Below are 17126 nucleotides of genomic sequence, written 5' to 3' on the forward strand. Positions count from 1 at the left end.
CTTGCGGGGCGTCCCGTTGCATTGCGTACTGGCTGTGGGGGACAGCGCGACATGCCGTTCTACTGGACATTGGCGACCATACTGGGCCTGGCGGCGCTGGGATTTTTCCTGGGGCGACACCGCGCGGTGGCAAGCGTGGGCGGCGAGCGGCGCAAGCTGCATTCGCTGCGCAAGTATTATGGCATCAACGTCGCGATGAAGACCCTTACGCCCGCGCTCGGACTGCTGGTGGTCTGGCTGATCGCGCAACCGGTGATCGTCGAATGGCGCGTCTCGGACCTGGTGGCCGGAACGGACGTGGCCGATACGCGCGTCCAGACCCTCGTGATGGTCGACGTGCGCCGCGTGGCCAACGGGCTGGACACCGCCGTCGCCGCGGGCGTGCTGAGCGAAGCGGACGCGGCCAGCCTGACCGCGGACAGCGGCACGATCCGCGACACGCTGGGCGACGCGGGCGTGGCGCTGGGCTCGGATGTGAGCGCGCCGGTCCTGGCCGCCGCCCAGCGGTATCGCACCCTGTCCGCGCGCGCCGACCTGACCCGCACCGTCGCGGTGCTGGCCGTCGCGTTGCTGGGCCTGGGCTGGTCGCTGCGCGAAACCGACGGCGACTTCCGCGCCCGCAACGTGGTCGAGCAGGGCGTGCGGGGCCTGCTGATCGGCGCCGCCTGCATCGCGATCCTGACCACGCTCGGGATCGTTCTGTCGCTGGTCTTCAACACGATCGAGTTCTTCCGCATCTATCCTGCGTCCGAGTTCTTCTTCTCGACCACCTGGTCGCCGTCCTTCGGCGGCGGCTCGCAGCTGGGCATCCTGCCGCTTCTGTGGGGCACGATGTATATCTCGCTGATCGCGCTGGCCGTCGCGGTGCCCATCGGGCTTCTGGCCGCGATCTACCTGTCGGAATACGCCAGCAAACGGGTCCGCTCGGTCGCCAAGCCCGCGCTTGAGATCCTGGCGGGCATCCCCACCATCGTCTACGGCCTATTCGCGCTGCTGACCGTGGGCCCGATGCTGATGAAGGTCTTCGGTGACGGGGGACTGGGCTGGATGCAGGCGGGCACGGCCGTGATGACCGCGGGTCTGGTCATGGGGATCATGCTGATCCCCTTCGTCTCATCGCTCAGCGACGACATCATCAACGCGGTACCGCAGGCCATGCGCGACGGATCCTACGGGCTGGGCGCCACCCAATCCGAGACGATCCGCCATGTGATCATCCCCGCCGCGTTGCCGGGCATCGTGGGCGCGATCCTTCTGGCCGCCAGCCGCGCCATCGGCGAGACGATGATCGTGGTGCTCGGGGCAGGGGCCGCGGCCCGCATCTCGGGCAACCCGTTCGAAGCGATGACCACCGTCACCGCCAAGATCGTCAGCCAGCTGACCGGCGACGCCGATTTCTCGTCGCCCGAGGCGCTGGTGGCCTTTGCGCTGGGGATGACCCTGTTCGTCCTGACGCTGGGGCTGAACGTCCTGGCGCTTTATATCGTGCGCAGATTCCGGGAGCAGTACGAATGACCGACGCAACCGCCGCGGCAGCGCTCGCCCCGAAAAAATCGATCATCACCGTCGATGACCGTACGCAAAAGCGCAACGCCGCCGAGAAACGCTTCCGCGCCTACGGGATCGCGGCGATCGCGGCGGGCATGGTGTTCCTGGTGGTTCTGCTGGGCTCGATCCTGCTGAACGGGGTCACCGCGTTCCAGCAGACCTTCATCCAGGTGCCGGTGTACCTGGACCCCGCGAAGGTGGACAAAGAGGGCAACCGCGATCCGGAGGAAATGGCGAAGGTCAGCACCTTCGGCTACAAGCCCCTGCTGATCGAGGCGATGGCGGAACTGGTCACCGAGCGCGGGATCGAGACCGAGATCGCGCCGGGCGACATGGACGCGCTCTTTTCCAGCTCGGCGGTGGCGCAGCTGCGCGACCGGGTGCTGGCCAACCCGGACCTCGTGGGCGAAACGGTCAGCTTCAACATCCTCGCCGCCAGCCGGGTCGACGGCTACCTGAAGGACCGCGTCAGCCGCGACAGCGTCGCGCGCGACAAGAACATCGACGCCGGGCACCTGGACATCGTCGACGCGCTGCGTGCCGAAGGCGACGTGGTGAAACGCTTCAACTGGGACTTCATCCTGGGCAGCGACGCCTCGGAGTCCCGCCCCGAGCAGGCCGGCATGGGCGTGGCGATGCTGGGCTCGTTCTTCATGATGCTGGTGGTTCTGGGCCTGTCGTTGCCCATCGGCGTGGCCGCGTCGATCTACCTAGAGGAATTCGCGCCGCAGAACCGGCTGACGGACGTGATCGAGGTGAATATCTCGAACCTGGCCGCGGTGCCGTCCATCGTGTTCGGCATCCTGGGCCTTGCGGTGTTCATCCAGTTCATGGAGTTCCCGCAATCCGCGCCGCTGGTGGGCGGCCTGGTGCTGACGCTGATGACGCTGCCCACGATCATCATCTCGACCCGCGCCGCGCTGAAATCGGTTCCGCCCAGCATCCGCGACGCGGCTTTGGGCGTGGGCGCCAGCAAGATGCAGTCGGTGTTCCACCACGTGCTGCCGCTGGCCATGCCGGGCATCCTGACCGGAACCATCATCGGGCTGGCGCAGGCTTTGGGCGAAACCGCGCCTTTGCTGCTGATCGGCATGGTGGGCTATATCGCCACCAATTATCCCGACGGCATCTCGTCGGGATTCCTCGATCCCAACTCGGCCATGCCCGCGCAGATCTACGAATGGGCCAAGCGTGCCGACCCGGCCTATTACGAACGGGCCTGGGGCGGCATCATCATCCTGCTGGTGTTCCTGTTCGCCATGAACGCCATCGCAATCCTTCTGCGCCGCAAGTTTGAGCGTCGCTGGTGAAAGGGGTAAGACCATGTACGACAGGACTTTTCCGGAGAACGCCGTGACCGCCCAGGATATCAAGATCGAAGCCAAGGGCGTGAACGTGCATTACGGGGACACCCACGCGATCAAGGACGTGAGCGTGGATATCCAGGACAAGACCGTCACCGCCTTCATCGGCCCGTCGGGCTGCGGCAAGTCCACGTTCCTGCGGTGTTTCAACCGGATGAACGACACGATCGACTCGGCGCGCGTCACCGGCGACATCCGCATCGACGGCGAAGACATTTACGACAAGCGGGTCGATCCGGTGCAGCTGCGCGCCAAGGTCGGCATGGTGTTCCAGAAGCCCAACCCGTTCCCGAAATCCATATACGACAATGTGGCTTACGGGCCGAAAATCCACGGGCTGGCGCATACGCGCGCCGACCTGGACGATATCGTGGAAAAGGCGCTGCGCCGCGGCGCCATCTGGGACGAGGTCAAGGATCGCCTGCAAGCGCCGGGCACGGGCCTGTCCGGCGGCCAGCAGCAACGCCTGTGCATCGCGCGCGCCATCGCCACCGAGCCCGAGGTGCTGCTGATGGACGAGCCGTGCTCGGCGCTCGACCCCATCGCGACGGGCCAGGTGGAAGAGCTGATCGACGAGCTGCGCCGCGACTATTCGGTGGTGATCGTCACCCATTCCATGCAGCAGGCCGCCCGGGTCAGCCAGAAGACCGCCTTTTTCCACCTGGGCAACCTTGTGGAATACGGCGACACCGACGAGATCTTCACCAACCCCCAAGACCCCAAGACCGAAAGCTACATCACCGGACGGATCGGATAAGCCATGTCCCATACCCATATTTCCTCTGCCTTCGACCGTGACCTGGAAGCGATCCAGGCGCTGTTGATGAAGATGGGCGGACTGGTCGAAGAAGCGATCATGGAAGCCGCCAAGTCGCTGGAAACCCGCGACGAAGACCTTGCGATGAAGGTGCGCGAGGGCGACAAGGCCATCGACCAGCTGGAAGAGCAGATCAACGACGAGGCCGCCAAGCTGGTGGCGCTGCGCGCGCCCATCGCGTCGGATATGCGGCTGGTGCTCAGCGTCATCAAGATCAGCGCCAACCTGGAACGCATCGGCGACTATTCCAAGAACCTGGCCAAGCGGACCACGGTCCTGAACCAGCTGCCGCCGCAGGACGGCGCCCCCCAGGCCATCCGCCGCATGGCGCGCGAAGTGCAGCGGATGCTGCACGACGTGCTCGACGCCTATATCCAGCGCGACGCGGATCTGGCGCTTGAGGTGCGCGATCACGACGCGGATGTGGACCAGATGTACAACGCGCTGTTCCGCGAATTTTTGACCTTCATGATGGAAGATCCGCGCAACATCACCGCCTGCATGCACCTGCATTTCATCGCCAAGAACATCGAGCGGATGGGCGACCACGTCACGTCGATCGCCGACCAGATCGTGTATTCCGTCACCGGCCAGAAGCCCGAGGAATCGCGCCGCAAGGGCGATATTACCTCGACCGCCTCGTTCGAGAAATAGACCCGATGCCTGTCGCGACACCGCGTGTCCTGATCGTCGAGGACGTCGCATCGCAGCGCGATATCCTGGCCTATAACCTGGAAGCCGAAGGCTATGCCGTCAGCCATGCCGAAACCGGCGACGAGGCGATGGAGATGTTTCGCGAGGTCGATCCCGACCTGGTGGTGCTGGACTGGATGCTGCCGGGCGTCTCGGGGATCGAGATCTGTCGCCAGCTGAAGCGCGCGGGGCGCGGACGCGACGTGCCCGTGATCATGCTGTCGGCCCGGACCGAGGAACAGGATCGCGTGCGCGGGCTGGAAACTGGCGCCGACGATTACGTGACCAAGCCCTATTCCGTGGCCGAGCTGATGGCGCGCGTCCGGGCGCATCTGCGCCGGACCAGGCCCGCGGCGGTGGGCGCACGGCTCGAGGTCGGCGACCTGACGCTGGATCCCGAAGGCCACCGCGCCTATCGCGGCGAGGCCGAGCTGAAACTGGGCCCGACCGAGTTCCGGCTTCTGACGACGCTGATGGAGACGCCGGGCCGCGTGCTGTCACGCGATCAGCTTCTGGACCGGGTCTGGGGCCGCGACATCTATGTGGATAGCCGCACGGTCGACGTCCATGTGGGCCGCTTGCGCAAGGCGTTGACCGCCCACGGGCACGACGACCCGATCCGCACCGTGCGCGGCTCGGGCTACGCGCTCGGCTGATCGGGCGCTGTCGGAACCCGCGACAATCTGTCCGCGTTGGCCGTGATGCAGACGCTTCAAACCGAACGGATCCGCACCGCCGCCCATGTCTGCCTGATCGTGATCGGCGTCATCGCCGTGGCCGCAGCCATGCGTGTCGCGCAGAACGTGCTTGCCCCTACGATCCTGGCCTTCGTCGTGGGCATCGTGCTGTCGCCGATTTCCGACTTCTGGGAGCGGATCGGCGCACCCCGCGCGGTGGGCGCGCTGATCAGCCTGCTTCTGACCCTTTCCATCATCGCGCTGATCGCGTCCCTGATGCTGCCGATCATCGGCCAGGTGGTGGATGCGTGGCCCGTGATCCGCGCGGAATTGCGCGGCTTCATGTTCGAAATCCAGGGCACGTTGCGCGGGATCGAGGATGCGGGCGAGGAAATGGAGCGCGCCATGGGTGGCGACGGGCAGGACGAGGGCGACGGGGATGGTGGCTTTTCCATCCCCAGCACCACCGACGCGCTGTTTCTTGCGCCATCGGTCGCGGGCCAGACGATCACCTTCGCCGGTGTGCTGTTCTTCTTCGTGCTGACGCGGCGTGACATCTACGGCTGGGTCGCCCGACGCCTGGCACCCAAAGGGGCCGAGGAGACGACGGCCCTGCGCCTGCTTCTGGCCGAACGCCAGGTCGCCCGCTATTTCCTGACCATATCGCTGGTCAATATCGTCTTCGGCCTGGCGGTCGCGCTGATCTTCTACCTGATCGGGATGCCCAGCTTCTATATCTGGGGCGCGGCGACCACCTTGCTGAACTTCGTGCTCTACCTGGGCCCGGCGGTCCTGTTCGTGTCGCTCTGCATCGCGGGCGTCGTCGTCTTCGAGGGGGCGATGTCGGCGGCCCCGGCGCTCAGTTTCCTGGCGCTCAACCTGATCGAAGCGCAGTTCCTGACACCGGCGGCAATCGGCGCGTCGCTGTCTCTGAACCCGCTGATGGTGTTCGTGTCGCTGGTGTTCTTCCTGTGGCTCTGGGGGCCGCTGGGCGGCTTCATCGCGATTCCGCTGGTCCTTTGGGTGCTGGTGATCTCGAACATGGGCGAGAACGCAACGACCGCCGACCTGGAAGAGGTCGCGGCGTCGCAGGACAGGCAGCCGGGCGCGTCCTAGATGTAGCGGTTGACGATGTTTTCCAGCAGTTCCTGCTGGCCTGACCGCGGGGCAGGGGACAGGCCTTGCGCTTCGGCGCGGTTCGCGATGTCGTCCAGCGCGGCGCCGGGCCGCAGCATGGCGCGTGCCGCGTCGCTGTCCCAACCGGCATAGCGCGCATCCAGCGGGCCTTGCAGGGCGCCGTCCTCGATCATCGCGGCGGCTGCTTTCAGGCCCCGCGCGCAGGTGTCCATGCCGCCGATGTGTGCGATCAAAAGGTCCTGGGGATCAATGGATTGGCGGCGCAACTTCGCGTCGAAATTGGTGCCGCCCCTGGTGAAGCCGCCGCCCTTCAGGATGTGGTAATAGGCCAGCGCCACCTCGGGCACATTGTTTGGGAACTGGTCGGTGTCCCAGCCGGACTGGTAATCGTTGCGGTTCATGTCCACCGATCCGAAGATGTCCAGCGCCTGGGCCAGCGCGATCTCGTGCTCGAAGGAATGGCCCGCCAGGATGGCGTGGCCTTGCTCGATATTCACCCGCACTTCGCCCTCGAGCCCGTAGCGGCGCAGGAAGCCGTAAACCGTCGCCACGTCGTAGTCGTATTGGTGCTTCGTGGGCTCCTGCGGCTTCGGCTCGATCAGGATCTGGCCCGGAAAGCCGATCTTGTGCTTGTACTCCACGACCATGCTCAGAAACCGGCCCATCTGGTCCAGCTCGCGCGCCAAGTCGGTGTTGAGCAGCGTCTCGTAGCCTTCACGGCCGCCCCAGAGCACGTAGTTTTCACCGCCCAAGCGGTGCGTCACGTCCATGCAGGCGCGCACGGTGGACGCGGCGTAGGCGAAGACATCCGGGTCGGGATTGGTCGCGGCACCGGCCATCCAGCGCGCGTGCGAGAACAGGTTGGCGGTGCCCCAGAGCAGCTTGACGCCGGTGGCGTCCATCTTGCGCTCCAAGTAATCCGCGATTTCGTTCAGGCGCGCGTGGCTTTCCTGCAAGGACGCACCTTCGGGACGCACGTCGTGGTCGTGGAAGCAGAAGAACGGCACGCGCAGCAGGCGGAACATCTCGAACGCCACATCGGCGCGGCGCTTGGCCTTGTCCATGGTGTCGCCGGGGAACCAGTCGCGCTGGAAGGTCTGGCCGCCGAAGGGATCGCTGCCGTCCCAGACAAAGCTGTGCCAATAGGCCACCGCGAAGCGCAGATGCTCGGCCATGGGTTTGCCCATGACGATCTGATCCGGATCGTAATGGCGAAACGCCAGGGGGTTCGTGCTGTCGGGGCCTTCGAACGGGATCGGCGTGTCGATCGGAAAAAACGAGGCGGTCATGGCAAATCCCTGAAATGCTGCGGCTTTACCGAAGTGCTACCGAAGTCGGTCGAGGCTGACCAGCGTGAATGCAGTAATTACATAATCAGGATTACCGGACTTAAGGGTGGGCCGGACGGATCCCCTGCAGGCCGATGATTGCATTGATGCGGCTGCGGGTCGATAAGCGACGCCAGATGACTTGAGAGGTTCCGCCATGCCGAAGATCCTGATCCTGAACGGACCAAACCTGAACATGCTGGGCACGCGCCAGCCCGAGATCTACGGGTCCGAGACGCTGACCGACGTCGAAGCCGCCTGCCAGGCCCTGGGCACGGAGCTGGGCTTCGAGGTCGACTGCCTGCAATCGAATTCCGAAGGCGGACTGGTCGATGCGATCCAGCAAGCGCGCGGCACGTCCGAGGCGATCGTCATCAACGCCGGCGCCTACACGCATACGTCCGTGGCGATATTCGACGCGCTGAGCCTGTTCGACGGCCTGGTGATCGAGGTTCATATCTCGAACATCCACAAGCGCGAGGCATTTCGCCATCATTCCCACATCTCGGCCCGCGCGGACGGCATCATCGTGGGCTGCGGCACGCACGGCTACCTGCTGGCGATCAACCAGGTCGCGTACCGCTTGGCGAACTGAGGGATTTTCGTTTCATATCAGTGGATAGAACGACGTATTTCAACAAAAAAGGCGCCCCAAGTGGGCGCCTTTTCCGTGTATCGCATGGGGCTTAGCCCTGGGCGGCCTTGGCGACCTCGGCGGCGAAGTTTTCCTTCTCGACCTCGATCCCCTCGCCCACTTCGACGCGGGCGAAACCGGTGATCTCGATGCCCGCTTCCTTGGCGGCGGCGCCGACGGTCAGGTCGGGGTTCACCACGAACGCCTGGTTGACCAGCGTGACTTCGGCCAGGAACTTCTTCATCCGGCCTTCGATCATCTTCTCGATCACCTGCTCGGGCTTGCCGCTTTCGCGCGCGATGTCCATCTGGACCTGCTTTTCCTTGTCGACGATCGACTGGTCCAGCTGATCCTCGTTCAGGGCGGCTGGCTTGACGGCGGCGATGTGCATGGCGACTTGGCGCGCGAGGGCGGTGTCGTCACCGGTGAAGGCGACCAGGACGCCGATCTTGCCCATGCCGTCGGCGGCGGCGTTGTGCACGTAGGCGGCCACGTTGGCGCCTTCCAGCGTCTCCATCCGGCGCAGCGTCATGTTCTCGCCGATCTTGGCGATGGCATTGGTCAGCTGTTCCTTGACGGGCTTGCCGTCCATGTGGGCCTCGGCCAGCGCGGCCACGTTGTCGACCGTCAGCGCCACGTCGGCGATGCCCGCGACCAGCGACTGGAACTGCTCGTTCTTCGCCACGAAATCGGTTTCCGAGTTCACTTCCACGGCGACGCCCTTGCCGCCTTCGACCTTGACGGCCACCAGGCCTTCGGCCGCGGTGCGGTCGGCCTTCTTCGCGGCCTTCGCCAGGCCCTTGGTGCGCAGCCAGTCCACGGCGGCGTCCATGTCGCCGTCGTTCTCGGTCAGCGCCTTCTTGGCGTCCATCATGCCCGCGCCGGTGGATTCGCGGAGTTTCTTCACGTCTGCTGCGGTGATCGCCATCTCGGGCTCTCCTCGTCTGTCATTTGAATGATTGGGGGCGGACCCTTGCCCGCCCCTTGGTCCGTCGGATCAGCGCGGGTCTCAGACCTCGCCCTTTTCCTTGTTGTCCAGATCCAGCGGCGCGTCCTTGACGACGGCGTCGTTGGCCACGGCCTCGTCGGTGACGGCGATGGGTTCCTCGGCGTTGACGGGCGTCTCGAGGGCTTCCTCGGCGGCGTCTTCCATGGCGCCCATGTCGACACCGGCGGCCGACATCTGGGCGGACATGCCGTCAAGTGCAGCGCGGCTGATCAGGTCGCAGTAAAGGGCGATGGCGCGCGCCGCGTCGTCGTTGCCGGGTATGATGTAGTCGATGCCGTCAGGGGCGCAGTTGGTGTCGACCACGGCCACGACCGGGATCCCGAGCTTCTTGGCTTCGGCGATGGCCAGGTCTTCCTTGTTGACGTCGATGACGAAGAGCAGGTCCGGCACGCCGCCCATCTCGCGGATGCCGCCCAAGCTGGCGTTCAGCTTGGCCTGGTCACGCTCCATGGACAGGCGCTCGCGCTTGGTCAGGCCTTCGGCGCCTTCGGCCATGCGCTCGTCGATTTCCTTCAGGCGCTGGATCGACTTCGACACGGTCTGCCAGTTGGTCAGCGTGCCGCCCAGCCAGCGGTGGTTCATGTAGTATTGCGCGCAACGCTCGGCGGCGTCGGCGATGGGCTTTTGCGCCTGGCGCTTGGTGCCCACGAACAGGATGCGGCCGTTCTTGGCCACGGTGTCGCGGATGACCTGCAGCGCCTTGTCGAGCATCGGCACGGTCTGCGTCAGGTCGAGAATGTGGATGCCGTTGCGGTCGCCGTAGATATATTCGCCCATGCGGGGGTTCCACCGCTGGGTCTGGTGACCGAAGTGCACGCCAGCTTCGAGCAGCTGACGCAAAGAGAACTCGGGAAGAGCCATTTGCTTATCCTTTTCCGGTTTCAAGCCTCGGCGGAACTGTTCAGGACTGTCGTCCCAACCGGTGGATCGTTCGGGGATGTCTCCCCCGAGGACCCGAGCCCCGCCTGTGAAGTGCGCGCGACTTAGACCGGAACGCGCCGCTTTGCAAGGGGCTCGGGGAAGGCCGAGGATGCGCCGGGATATTTATGAGAACAAAGATGGGGCGGGGCTTGCCCTTGGCCCGGCGGTGGCGCAACACATCGCGGCATGGATAGTCGCGTCATCTGCATCGGATCGGTCCTGTGGGACACGATCGGCCGCACCTCCCGCACGCTGGGACTGGGCAACGACGTGGCGGGATACATCACCCGCGATCCCGGCGGCGTCGCGCTGAACATCGCGGTGGGTCTGGCGCGGCTGGGCGCGTCGCCCGAGCTGCTGAGCGCGGTGGGACGTGATGTCGATGGCCAGGCGATCCTGGAGGCGGCGCGGGTGCGCGGCGTCGGCTGCGATCTGGTCTACGTCTCCGAAGATTTGCCCACCGACCGCTACATGGCGATCGAAGGCGGCAACGGGCTGATCGCGGCCGTCGCGGACGCCCATTCGCTGGAAGCGGCGGGCGACAAGATCTTGGCGCCGCTGGTGGACGGGCGGCTGGGCGATGCCGACACGCCCTTCGACGGCGTCGCCGCGCTGGATGGCAACCTGTCCGAGGATCTGCTGGCCCATATCGCCGACGGGCCGTGGCTGGCGCGGGCGGATCTGCGCGTGGCGCCCGCGTCGCCCGGCAAGGCGCTGCGCCTCTTGCCGCTGCTGCGCCACCCGAGCGCGGTATTCTACGTCAACCTCGAAGAGGCGGGGCTGATGCTGGGCGCGCCGCAGCCCGACACCGCCGCCGCCGCCCGGGCGCTTGTGGCGCGTGGGGCTTCGCGGGCGCTGGTCACCCACGGCGCTGATCCCTGCGCCATGGCCGACGCGAGCGGCGTCCTCCAGGAGCCGCCGCCCCTCGTCACGGTCACTCGCGTCACCGGCGCGGGCGACACCTTCATGGCCGCCCATATCGCCGCCGAGCTGTCGGGGGCGCGCGGTGCCCCTGCCCTGCACGCCGCGCTGGCCGCCGCCGCCGCCCATGTTTCCGGAGAGAGCCCCGTATGACCGAACCCTTTTCCGTCCTGCCTGAGGTCGCGGATGCGCTGGCCGACGGGCGCCCCGTGGTCGCGCTGGAATCGACCATCATCACCCACGGAATGCCCTGGCCCCGCAACATCGAGACCGCGCGCGCGGTCGAGGCCGAGATCCGCGCGAACGATGCCGTGCCCGCCACGATCGCGGTGATCGACGGCACCCTGCATGTGGGGCTGGGCGCGGACCGGCTTGACGCCTTGGCTGAAGCCGAAGACGTCGCCAAGCTCAGCCGCGCCGACCTGGCGGCGGTCATGGCGACGGGCGGCACGGGTGCCACGACCGTCGCAGCCACGATGATCGGCGCGCGGCTGGCGGGGATCGAGGTCTTCGCCACGGGCGGCATCGGCGGCGTGCATCGCGGGGCCGAGCTCAGCTTCGACATATCGGCGGACCTGCACGAATTGTCGCAGACCGCGGTCACGGTGGTCGCTGCGGGCGCCAAGGCCATCCTGGATCTGCCGAAGACCTGGGAAGTGCTCGAAACGCTGGGCGTTCCGGTCATCGCCGTGGGCCAGGACCGACTGCCTGCCTTCTGGTCCGCCGCGTCGCCGCACCCAGCGCCCCTGCGGATGGATCGCGCGGCCGACATCGCCGCGGCGCACGTGATGCGCGGCGCCATGGGTCTGCCGGGCGGCCAGCTGGTCGCCAACCCGATCCCCGCCGAGCACGAGATCCCCGCCGACGACCTGGCCCCCATCATCGAGCAGGCACTGGACGATGCCGAGATCGCGGGGATCAGCGCCAAGTCCGTGACGCCCTTCCTTCTGGCGCGGATCTTCGAGCTGACCGATGGCCGCTCGCTGGAGGCGAATATCGCGCTGGTGCTGAACAATGCGCGCCTGGGTGCCGCGATTGCCCGCGAAATCAGCGCGATCCGACGCGAAATGGCCTGAAGCATCCCGGCCATGTTGTAGCCCCCGGTGGATGGCCCTAGATAAGCTGAAACATCTAGGCACCCGGATCCATGCTGCCCCAAGACGAAACACCCAAGCGCCGGTCGTTCCTGGCGGGCTTTCGCGCGAATTTCCTGACCGGGCTGGTCGTGATCGCGCCCATCGGGCTGACCGTCTGGCTGATCTGGTCGGTGATCGGCTGGATCGACGGCGTCGTGCTGCCCTTCGTGCCGAACCGCTTCAAGCCCGAGCTCTACGGCATCAACCTGCGCGGCGTGGGCGTGATCTTCTTTCTCGTCTTCACGATCCTCGTCGGCTGGATGGCCAAGGGCCTGATCGGCCGCTCGCTGATCCGATGGGCCGAGGGCCTGGTGGATCGCACGCCGATCGTGCGCTCGGTCTATAACGGGTTGAAACAGATCGCGGAAACGGTCTTCGCGCAATCCGAAAGCAGCTTCGACAAGGCGGTCCTGATCGAGTATCCCCGCAAGGGTCTTTGGGCGATCGCCTTCGTGTCCACCGAGGCCAAGGGCGAAATCGACCGGCGCATTCCGTCTCCCGACGACAAGGTGTCGGTGTTCCTACCGACCACGCCCAACCCGACATCGGGCTTCCTGCTGTTCGTACTGCGCCGCGACCTGATCGAGCTGGACATGACCGTGGAAGACGCGGCGAAACTAGTGATCTCGGCGGGGCTGGTTTACCCCAATGCCAAGGATCCGTCGCAGCCCGTCCGCACCCCCGCCGAGGCGGCCGAATAGTCAGCCGTAAAGCTCTTCGAGCTTCACCGACGACGTCTTGCCGACCTTGTCCAGGTGGTCGTCCAGGAAGCGCTCGGCGGCGGCGCGGCCCGCTGCTTTCAGGCGCGCGACGATGATCGGCTGGGGCACGGTCTTCGTGGCCACCGATAGATTTGACATGAGCGCGTCGTCGGAAATCATGTGGACCAGGACGCGTTTCTTGGTGCCGGGCTCGATGGTTCCGTCGGCCAGCATCCGGTGCACGAAGGCGATCGAGCGTAGTTCGGCCAGCAGCGAGGCGTTGAAGCTGACCTCGTTGATGCGGTTCAGGATCTCTTGCGGGTAATAGGGCAGCGTTTCGCGGCGCAAGGGGTTGATGTTCACGATGACCACGTCGTCCGGCAGATGCATCGGGTACAGCGGAAACAGCGCCGGATTGCCTGAATAGCCGCCGTCCCAATAGGCCTGCAGATTGCCGTCCGCATCGGGGATTTCGACGGCCTGGAACAACGTGGGCAGGCAGGCCGATGCCAGCAGCGCGTCCGGCGTGATGTCGTCGCCTTCGAATATGCGGATCTTCCCGCTGCGCACATTCGTGGCGCAGACGAAGAAGTCCGGGCCCTGCGCCGCGCAGACTTCGTTGTAGCGCAGCTCGCGCACGATGGGCGCCAGCGGGTTCTGGTAGAACGGGCCAAGGCCATAGGGACTCGTCGCGCGCGACAGCCAGTCGCTGAACGCGTAGCCGGGCGAGTATTCGATGGACTGGCTCAGATACGGCGTCGAGGGCAGGAACATCTCCATCCAGGCGGGCACGTGCAGACTGCTCAGGTGACCGATCCGGTCCCACATCCAGTCCAGGTTGGCGCGCGCCGCCTCGGCCCCCTCGCGCACCAGTCCCGCTTTCACCGCCGCGCCGTTCAGGGCCCCCGCCGAGGTGCCGCTGATGCCCGCGATCTCGACCTCGCCGCCCTCCAGCAGCCGGTCCAGAACGCCCCAGGTGAAGGCCCCGTGCGCGCCGCCGCCCTGCAGCGCCAGGTTGATCTTCGGTTTGGTCATGGTGCGTCCTCCGTCTTTCGGGATCCCGCCCCTGGCTTCATCTTTCCATAAATACCTGACGGCGCGACGGCTGCGACCGGTGCCGCGCGCGCGTCATAGCGCCGTCCAGCCGCCATCCACGCTGATGGTCGTGCCGGTGATCTGCTCGGCCGCGTCCGAGCACAGGAACACCGCCGTGCCGCCGATCTGTTCGACCGTGGCGAATTCCTTGCTGGGCTGGCGCTCCAGGATGACCTTCTGCTTGGCCTCTTCTTCCGTCATGCCGTATTTCTTCGCGGTGTCGGGGATCTGGCTTTCCACCAGGGGGGTCAGCACGTAGCCGGGGCAGATCGCGTTGCAGGTGATGGGCTCTTTCGCGGTCTCGAGCGCCACGGTCTTCGACAGGCCCACGATGCCGTGCTTGGCCGCGATATAGGCCGATTTGTAGGGCGACGCGGTCAGCCCGTGCGCCGACGCGATGTTGACCACCCGGCCCCAGCCCGCCTTGCGCATCAGCGGCAGCGCCACGGCGGTGGTGTGGAAGGCCGAACTCAGGTTGATGGCGATGATGGCGTCCCATTTCTCGGTCGGGAAATCCTCGATCGGGGCCACGTGCTGGATGCCCGCGTTGTTCACCAGGATGTCGCAGGCGCCCGCGTGGGTGATCAGCGCGCGGCACTCTTCGGGCTTCGACATGTCGGCCTTGATGTAGCGTGCGACCACGTCGAATTCCTCGGCCAGGTCGGCGGCCAGCTTGTGATCCTCGTCGCGGTCGGTGAACGAGTTCAGGACCACGTCCGCGCCCGCGCGCGCCAGTTCGCGCGCCACGCCCAGCCCGATGCCCGAGTTCGATCCGGTGATGATGGCGGTCTTTCCCTTCAGCGTCATGATGCGCTCTCCGTGATGAAACATGCTTGCCGACTTTCTGCACCTGCGAAGGGGTCAGACGCAAACGGGGAATCCCGTGCTGCGGGGGTGATTCCCCCCGAACGGGGAATCACCGGGGATGCTGGCTGGTCATCGCCGCCGAAACCCCATAAAAAAACGCCCGCACAAGGCGGGCGTTAAGTCATTGAGGCAGGTTTCATACAGGCAAGAAACCTATCGAGCAGTGCCCCTGTTATAAGCGATCCCACGCCGAAATCAAATCCATTTTGTTTGCTGTTGCCCGCAAGCCCACGTAATCTGGGGCAAAGAACAAACGAGCAATCGAACAGGACCCATTATGGAAACACAGTTTTTCCGGCGCGGCCTGGCGCTGGCCGTCCTGGTTTGCGCAATATCTGGTGGCCCTGTCGTCGCCGCGCCCAGTCATGGTGTCGCGATGTATGGCGACCCGGCGCTGCCCGCGGATTTCGACGCGCTGCCCTATGCCAATCCCGACGCGCCCAAGGGCGGCAGGATGGTCCAGGGCGAAGTGGGCACATTCGATTCGCTTAACCCGCATATCCTGAAAGGAAAAGCCCCCTGGCAGCTGCGCTTCCTGGCCCACGAATCGCTCATGGGACGCTCCTACGACGAGCCCTTCACGCTTTACGGCGTCCTGGCCGAATCGGTCGATGTGGCCGACGACCGCTCTTGGGTCGAATACACGCTGAACCCGGCCGCGCGCTTTTCCGACGGCAGCCCGGTGACCGTCGACGACGTGATCTGGTCCTACGAGATGCTGGGGACCGAAGGCCATCCGCGCTATCGCAACGCCTGGGAAAAGGTCGAACGCGTCGAGCAAGTGGGCGAGCGCACCGTCCGCTTCACCTTCAACGAGGACAACGACGAACTGGCGCTGATCATGGGCATGCGCCCAATCCTGAAGAAGGCCCAGTGGGAGGGCAAGGATTTCGCCGATAGCAGCCTGGACGAGATCCCGATCTCGTCCGCGCCTTACGTGATCGATGATTTCGAGCCGGGCCGCTCCGTCACGCTGAAGCGCAACCCGGATTACTGGGGCGCGGACGTGCCCTTCATGCGGGGCCAGGCCAACCTGGACGAGATCCGCATGGAATTCTACGCCGACGGCACCGCCATGTTCGAGGCCTTCAAGGGCGGCGCGCTGGACGTCTACCGCGAAAACAGCGCCGAGAAATGGGACACCCAATACGACTTCCCCGCCGTGCAGTCGGGCGAGATCGTGAAATCCGTGATCCCGCACCAGCGCCCGTCGGGGATCTACGGCTTCGTGATGAACACCCGCCGCGCGCCCTTCGACGACTGGCGCGTGCGCCAGGCCCTGACCGAGGCGTTCAATTTCGAGTTCATGAACCAGGTGCTGAACGGCGGCAAGCTGCCGCGGGTCACCTCCTACTTCTCGAACTCGGACTTGGGGATGCGGCCCGGGCCGGCCGAGGGCCGCGTGCTGGAGCTGCTCGAGCCGTTCCGCGACCAGCTTCTGCCCGGCACGCTCGAGGGCTACACCCAGCCGACCGGCGACGGGTCCGAGCGCAACCGCAAGGGCCTGGCCCGCGCCATGGACCTGCTGACCGAGGCAGGGTTCACCATTGAGAACGGCGCGCTGGTGAATGCGGACGGCAAGGCGCTGACTTTCGAGATCCTGCTGGCCAACGGCGACCTGGTCGCGGGCACCGAGCAGGCGATCAACATCTACGTCTCGGCCCTGCAGCGCCTGGGCATCGAGCCGCGGGTCAGCCGCGTGGACGACGCCCAGTTCAAGGCCCGCACCGATGCCTTCGATTTCGACATGACCGAATACGCCCGCGCCCTGAGCCTGAGTCCCGGGACCGAGCAGCGGTATTACTGGGGCTCCGAATCCGCGACCCAGGAAGGGTCGCGCAACTGGATGGGCGTGCAAAGCCCCGTGGTCGACGCGATGATCGACGCGCTGCTGACGGCCGAAAGCCAGGAAGACTACATCGCGGCCGTGCGCGCGCTCGACCGGGTGATGACGGCGGGGCGCTACGTCATTCCGCTGTGGTATCGTCCCGACAGCCTGATCGCCCACAGCGCCGCGCTGAAATATCCCGAAACCCTTCCGGCCTACGGTGACTACCTGGGCTTCCTTCCAGACGTATGGTGGTACGATGAAGATGAATAAGCTGATCCTTCTGGCCCTGATCGTCTCGCTTTCGGGCTGCGCGCTGATCCGCACACCCGTCAAGGTCGTCGGTGCCATGGGCCACGCGACGATCGACTTGGCGACCGCGCCGTTCTAGCGCGCGGAACAACGCCCCGGCTGGCGCATTGGCCCTTTCGAGCAGAAAGGGAGCTTTAC

Annotated in this window: 17 protein-coding genes; 12 read left to right on the forward strand and 5 right to left on the reverse strand. The window is 65.6% G+C overall.

Annotated elements, in window-relative coordinates:
• The first annotated feature begins 51 nt into the window (after positions 1–51).
• Genes pstC through ILP92_RS09380 form a run of 6 tightly spaced genes read left to right on the forward strand, consistent with a single transcriptional unit; the run spans position 52 to position 6215 of the window.
• Positions 52–1515, forward strand: a complete 1464-nt coding sequence (gene pstC / locus ILP92_RS09355) for a phosphate ABC transporter permease subunit PstC (protein ID WP_198916120.1) — start codon at positions 52–54, stop codon at positions 1513–1515.
• Entirely contained in the window at positions 1512–2858 is a 1347-nt protein-coding gene (pstA, locus tag ILP92_RS09360; protein WP_198916121.1) for a phosphate ABC transporter permease PstA, read from the forward strand. The genes pstC and pstA overlap by 4 nt, the downstream gene beginning before the upstream one ends.
• Positions 2859–2871: 13 nt before the next feature.
• Positions 2872–3669 (forward strand): phosphate ABC transporter ATP-binding protein PstB, encoded by a 798-nt coding sequence (pstB, locus tag ILP92_RS09365; protein ID WP_198916122.1) that lies wholly within the window; start codon positions 2872–2874, stop codon positions 3667–3669.
• Between the two features lie 3 nt (positions 3670–3672).
• A complete protein-coding gene (gene phoU / locus ILP92_RS09370) occupies positions 3673–4383 on the forward strand; it encodes a phosphate signaling complex protein PhoU (RefSeq protein WP_198916123.1) in 711 nt (236 codons plus the stop codon).
• Between the two features lie 5 nt (positions 4384–4388).
• Positions 4389–5078 carry a phosphate regulon transcriptional regulator PhoB gene (phoB, locus tag ILP92_RS09375; RefSeq protein WP_198916124.1) on the forward strand — a complete coding sequence of 230 codons (690 nt, stop codon included), beginning with the start codon at positions 4389–4391 and terminating at the stop codon, positions 5076–5078.
• Between the two features lie 45 nt (positions 5079–5123).
• Complete coding sequence (locus tag ILP92_RS09380; RefSeq protein WP_198916125.1) at positions 5124–6215, forward strand: AI-2E family transporter; 1092 nt, start codon at positions 5124–5126, stop codon at positions 6213–6215.
• Here ILP92_RS09380 and xylA read toward each other — a convergent pair.
• Positions 6212–7525: a xylose isomerase gene (gene xylA, locus ILP92_RS09385; protein WP_198916126.1), complete on the reverse strand. Its 1314-nt coding sequence runs from the start codon at positions 7523–7525 to the stop codon at positions 6212–6214. The genes ILP92_RS09380 and xylA overlap by 4 nt on opposite strands.
• A gap of 196 nt (positions 7526–7721) precedes the next feature.
• Between xylA and aroQ the strand changes: the two genes are divergently transcribed.
• The gene (gene aroQ, locus ILP92_RS09390; RefSeq protein ID WP_198916127.1) at positions 7722–8159 is read left to right on the forward strand and encodes a type II 3-dehydroquinate dehydratase; all 438 of its coding nucleotides are present in this window, start codon (positions 7722–7724) and stop codon (positions 8157–8159) included.
• A 91-nt stretch (positions 8160–8250) separates the two neighbouring features.
• Here aroQ and tsf read toward each other — a convergent pair whose 3' ends face one another.
• Positions 8251–9126 (reverse strand): translation elongation factor Ts, encoded by an 876-nt coding sequence (gene tsf / locus ILP92_RS09395; protein WP_198916128.1) that lies wholly within the window; start codon positions 9124–9126, stop codon positions 8251–8253.
• A gap of 81 nt (positions 9127–9207) precedes the next feature.
• Positions 9208–10068 carry a 30S ribosomal protein S2 gene (rpsB, locus tag ILP92_RS09400; RefSeq protein WP_198916129.1) on the reverse strand — a complete coding sequence of 287 codons (861 nt, stop codon included), beginning with the start codon at positions 10066–10068 and terminating at the stop codon, positions 9208–9210.
• Between the two features lie 246 nt (positions 10069–10314).
• Between rpsB and ILP92_RS09405 the strand changes: the two genes are divergently transcribed.
• From ILP92_RS09405 to ILP92_RS09415, 3 genes are all read left to right on the forward strand, one after another.
• Entirely contained in the window at positions 10315–11202 is an 888-nt protein-coding gene (locus tag ILP92_RS09405) for a PfkB family carbohydrate kinase (protein WP_198916130.1), read from the forward strand.
• On the forward strand, positions 11199–12125 hold the full coding sequence (locus ILP92_RS09410) for a pseudouridine-5'-phosphate glycosidase (protein ID WP_198916131.1): 927 nt from the start codon (positions 11199–11201) through the stop codon (positions 12123–12125). The genes ILP92_RS09405 and ILP92_RS09410 overlap by 4 nt, the downstream gene beginning before the upstream one ends.
• 71 nt (positions 12126–12196) lie before the next feature.
• On the forward strand, positions 12197–12886 hold the full coding sequence (locus tag ILP92_RS09415; RefSeq protein ID WP_198916132.1) for a DUF502 domain-containing protein: 690 nt from the start codon (positions 12197–12199) through the stop codon (positions 12884–12886).
• On the opposite strand, the gene ILP92_RS09420 is transcribed toward ILP92_RS09415, so the two are convergent.
• Together ILP92_RS09420 and ILP92_RS09425 are read right to left on the reverse strand one after the other, a co-directional pair.
• A complete protein-coding gene (locus ILP92_RS09420) occupies positions 12887–13921 on the reverse strand; it encodes a patatin-like phospholipase family protein (protein WP_198916133.1) in 1035 nt (344 codons plus the stop codon).
• A gap of 93 nt (positions 13922–14014) precedes the next feature.
• Positions 14015–14788 (reverse strand): 3-hydroxybutyrate dehydrogenase, encoded by a 774-nt coding sequence (locus tag ILP92_RS09425; RefSeq protein WP_198916134.1) that lies wholly within the window; start codon positions 14786–14788, stop codon positions 14015–14017.
• A 337-nt stretch (positions 14789–15125) separates the two neighbouring features.
• Between ILP92_RS09425 and ILP92_RS09430 the strand changes: the two genes are divergently transcribed.
• Both ILP92_RS09430 and ILP92_RS18720 read left to right on the forward strand, forming a co-directional pair.
• Entirely contained in the window at positions 15126–16949 is a 1824-nt protein-coding gene (locus ILP92_RS09430; RefSeq protein ID WP_198916135.1) for an extracellular solute-binding protein, read from the forward strand.
• Positions 16936–17067 carry a hypothetical protein gene (locus tag ILP92_RS18720; protein WP_268968521.1) on the forward strand — a complete coding sequence of 44 codons (132 nt, stop codon included), beginning with the start codon at positions 16936–16938 and terminating at the stop codon, positions 17065–17067. The genes ILP92_RS09430 and ILP92_RS18720 overlap by 14 nt, the downstream gene beginning before the upstream one ends.
• Positions 17068–17126 lie beyond the last annotated feature (59 nt).

It is taken from the genome of Palleronia pontilimi (assembly GCF_016412875.1).
In the GTDB taxonomy this organism is placed as follows: domain Bacteria; phylum Pseudomonadota; class Alphaproteobacteria; order Rhodobacterales; family Rhodobacteraceae; genus Palleronia; species Palleronia pontilimi.

Bases quoted from the DNA above. Each gene is read 5' to 3' on its own strand.
- phoU (WP_198916123.1), top strand. From the start codon at position 3,673: ATGTCCCATACCCATATTTCCTCTGCCTTCGACCGTGACCTGGAAGCG.
- ILP92_RS09380 (WP_198916125.1), top strand. From the start codon at position 5,124: ATGCAGACGCTTCAAACCGAACGGATCCGCACCGCCGCCCATGTCTGC.
- ILP92_RS09430 (WP_198916135.1), top strand. From the start codon at position 15,126: ATGGAAACACAGTTTTTCCGGCGCGGCCTGGCGCTGGCCGTCCTGGTT.
- ILP92_RS18720 (WP_268968521.1), top strand. From the start codon at position 16,936: ATGAAGATGAATAAGCTGATCCTTCTGGCCCTGATCGTCTCGCTTTCG.
- ILP92_RS09425 (WP_198916134.1), bottom strand. From the start codon at position 14,788: ATGACGCTGAAGGGAAAGACCGCCATCATCACCGGATCGAACTCGGGC.
- ILP92_RS09410 (WP_198916131.1), top strand. From the start codon at position 11,199: ATGACCGAACCCTTTTCCGTCCTGCCTGAGGTCGCGGATGCGCTGGCC.
- tsf (WP_198916128.1), bottom strand. From the start codon at position 9,126: ATGGCGATCACCGCAGCAGACGTGAAGAAACTCCGCGAATCCACCGGC.
- phoB (WP_198916124.1), top strand. From the start codon at position 4,389: ATGCCTGTCGCGACACCGCGTGTCCTGATCGTCGAGGACGTCGCATCG.
- rpsB (WP_198916129.1), bottom strand. From the start codon at position 10,068: ATGGCTCTTCCCGAGTTCTCTTTGCGTCAGCTGCTCGAAGCTGGCGTG.
- pstA (WP_198916121.1), top strand. From the start codon at position 1,512: ATGACCGACGCAACCGCCGCGGCAGCGCTCGCCCCGAAAAAATCGATC.
- xylA (WP_198916126.1), bottom strand. From the start codon at position 7,525: ATGACCGCCTCGTTTTTTCCGATCGACACGCCGATCCCGTTCGAAGGC.
- ILP92_RS09420 (WP_198916133.1), bottom strand. From the start codon at position 13,921: ATGACCAAACCGAAGATCAACCTGGCGCTGCAGGGCGGCGGCGCGCAC.
- pstB (WP_198916122.1), top strand. From the start codon at position 2,872: ATGTACGACAGGACTTTTCCGGAGAACGCCGTGACCGCCCAGGATATC.
- pstC (WP_198916120.1), top strand. From the start codon at position 52: ATGCCGTTCTACTGGACATTGGCGACCATACTGGGCCTGGCGGCGCTG.
- ILP92_RS09415 (WP_198916132.1), top strand. From the start codon at position 12,197: ATGCTGCCCCAAGACGAAACACCCAAGCGCCGGTCGTTCCTGGCGGGC.
- ILP92_RS09405 (WP_198916130.1), top strand. From the start codon at position 10,315: ATGGATAGTCGCGTCATCTGCATCGGATCGGTCCTGTGGGACACGATC.
- aroQ (WP_198916127.1), top strand. From the start codon at position 7,722: ATGCCGAAGATCCTGATCCTGAACGGACCAAACCTGAACATGCTGGGC.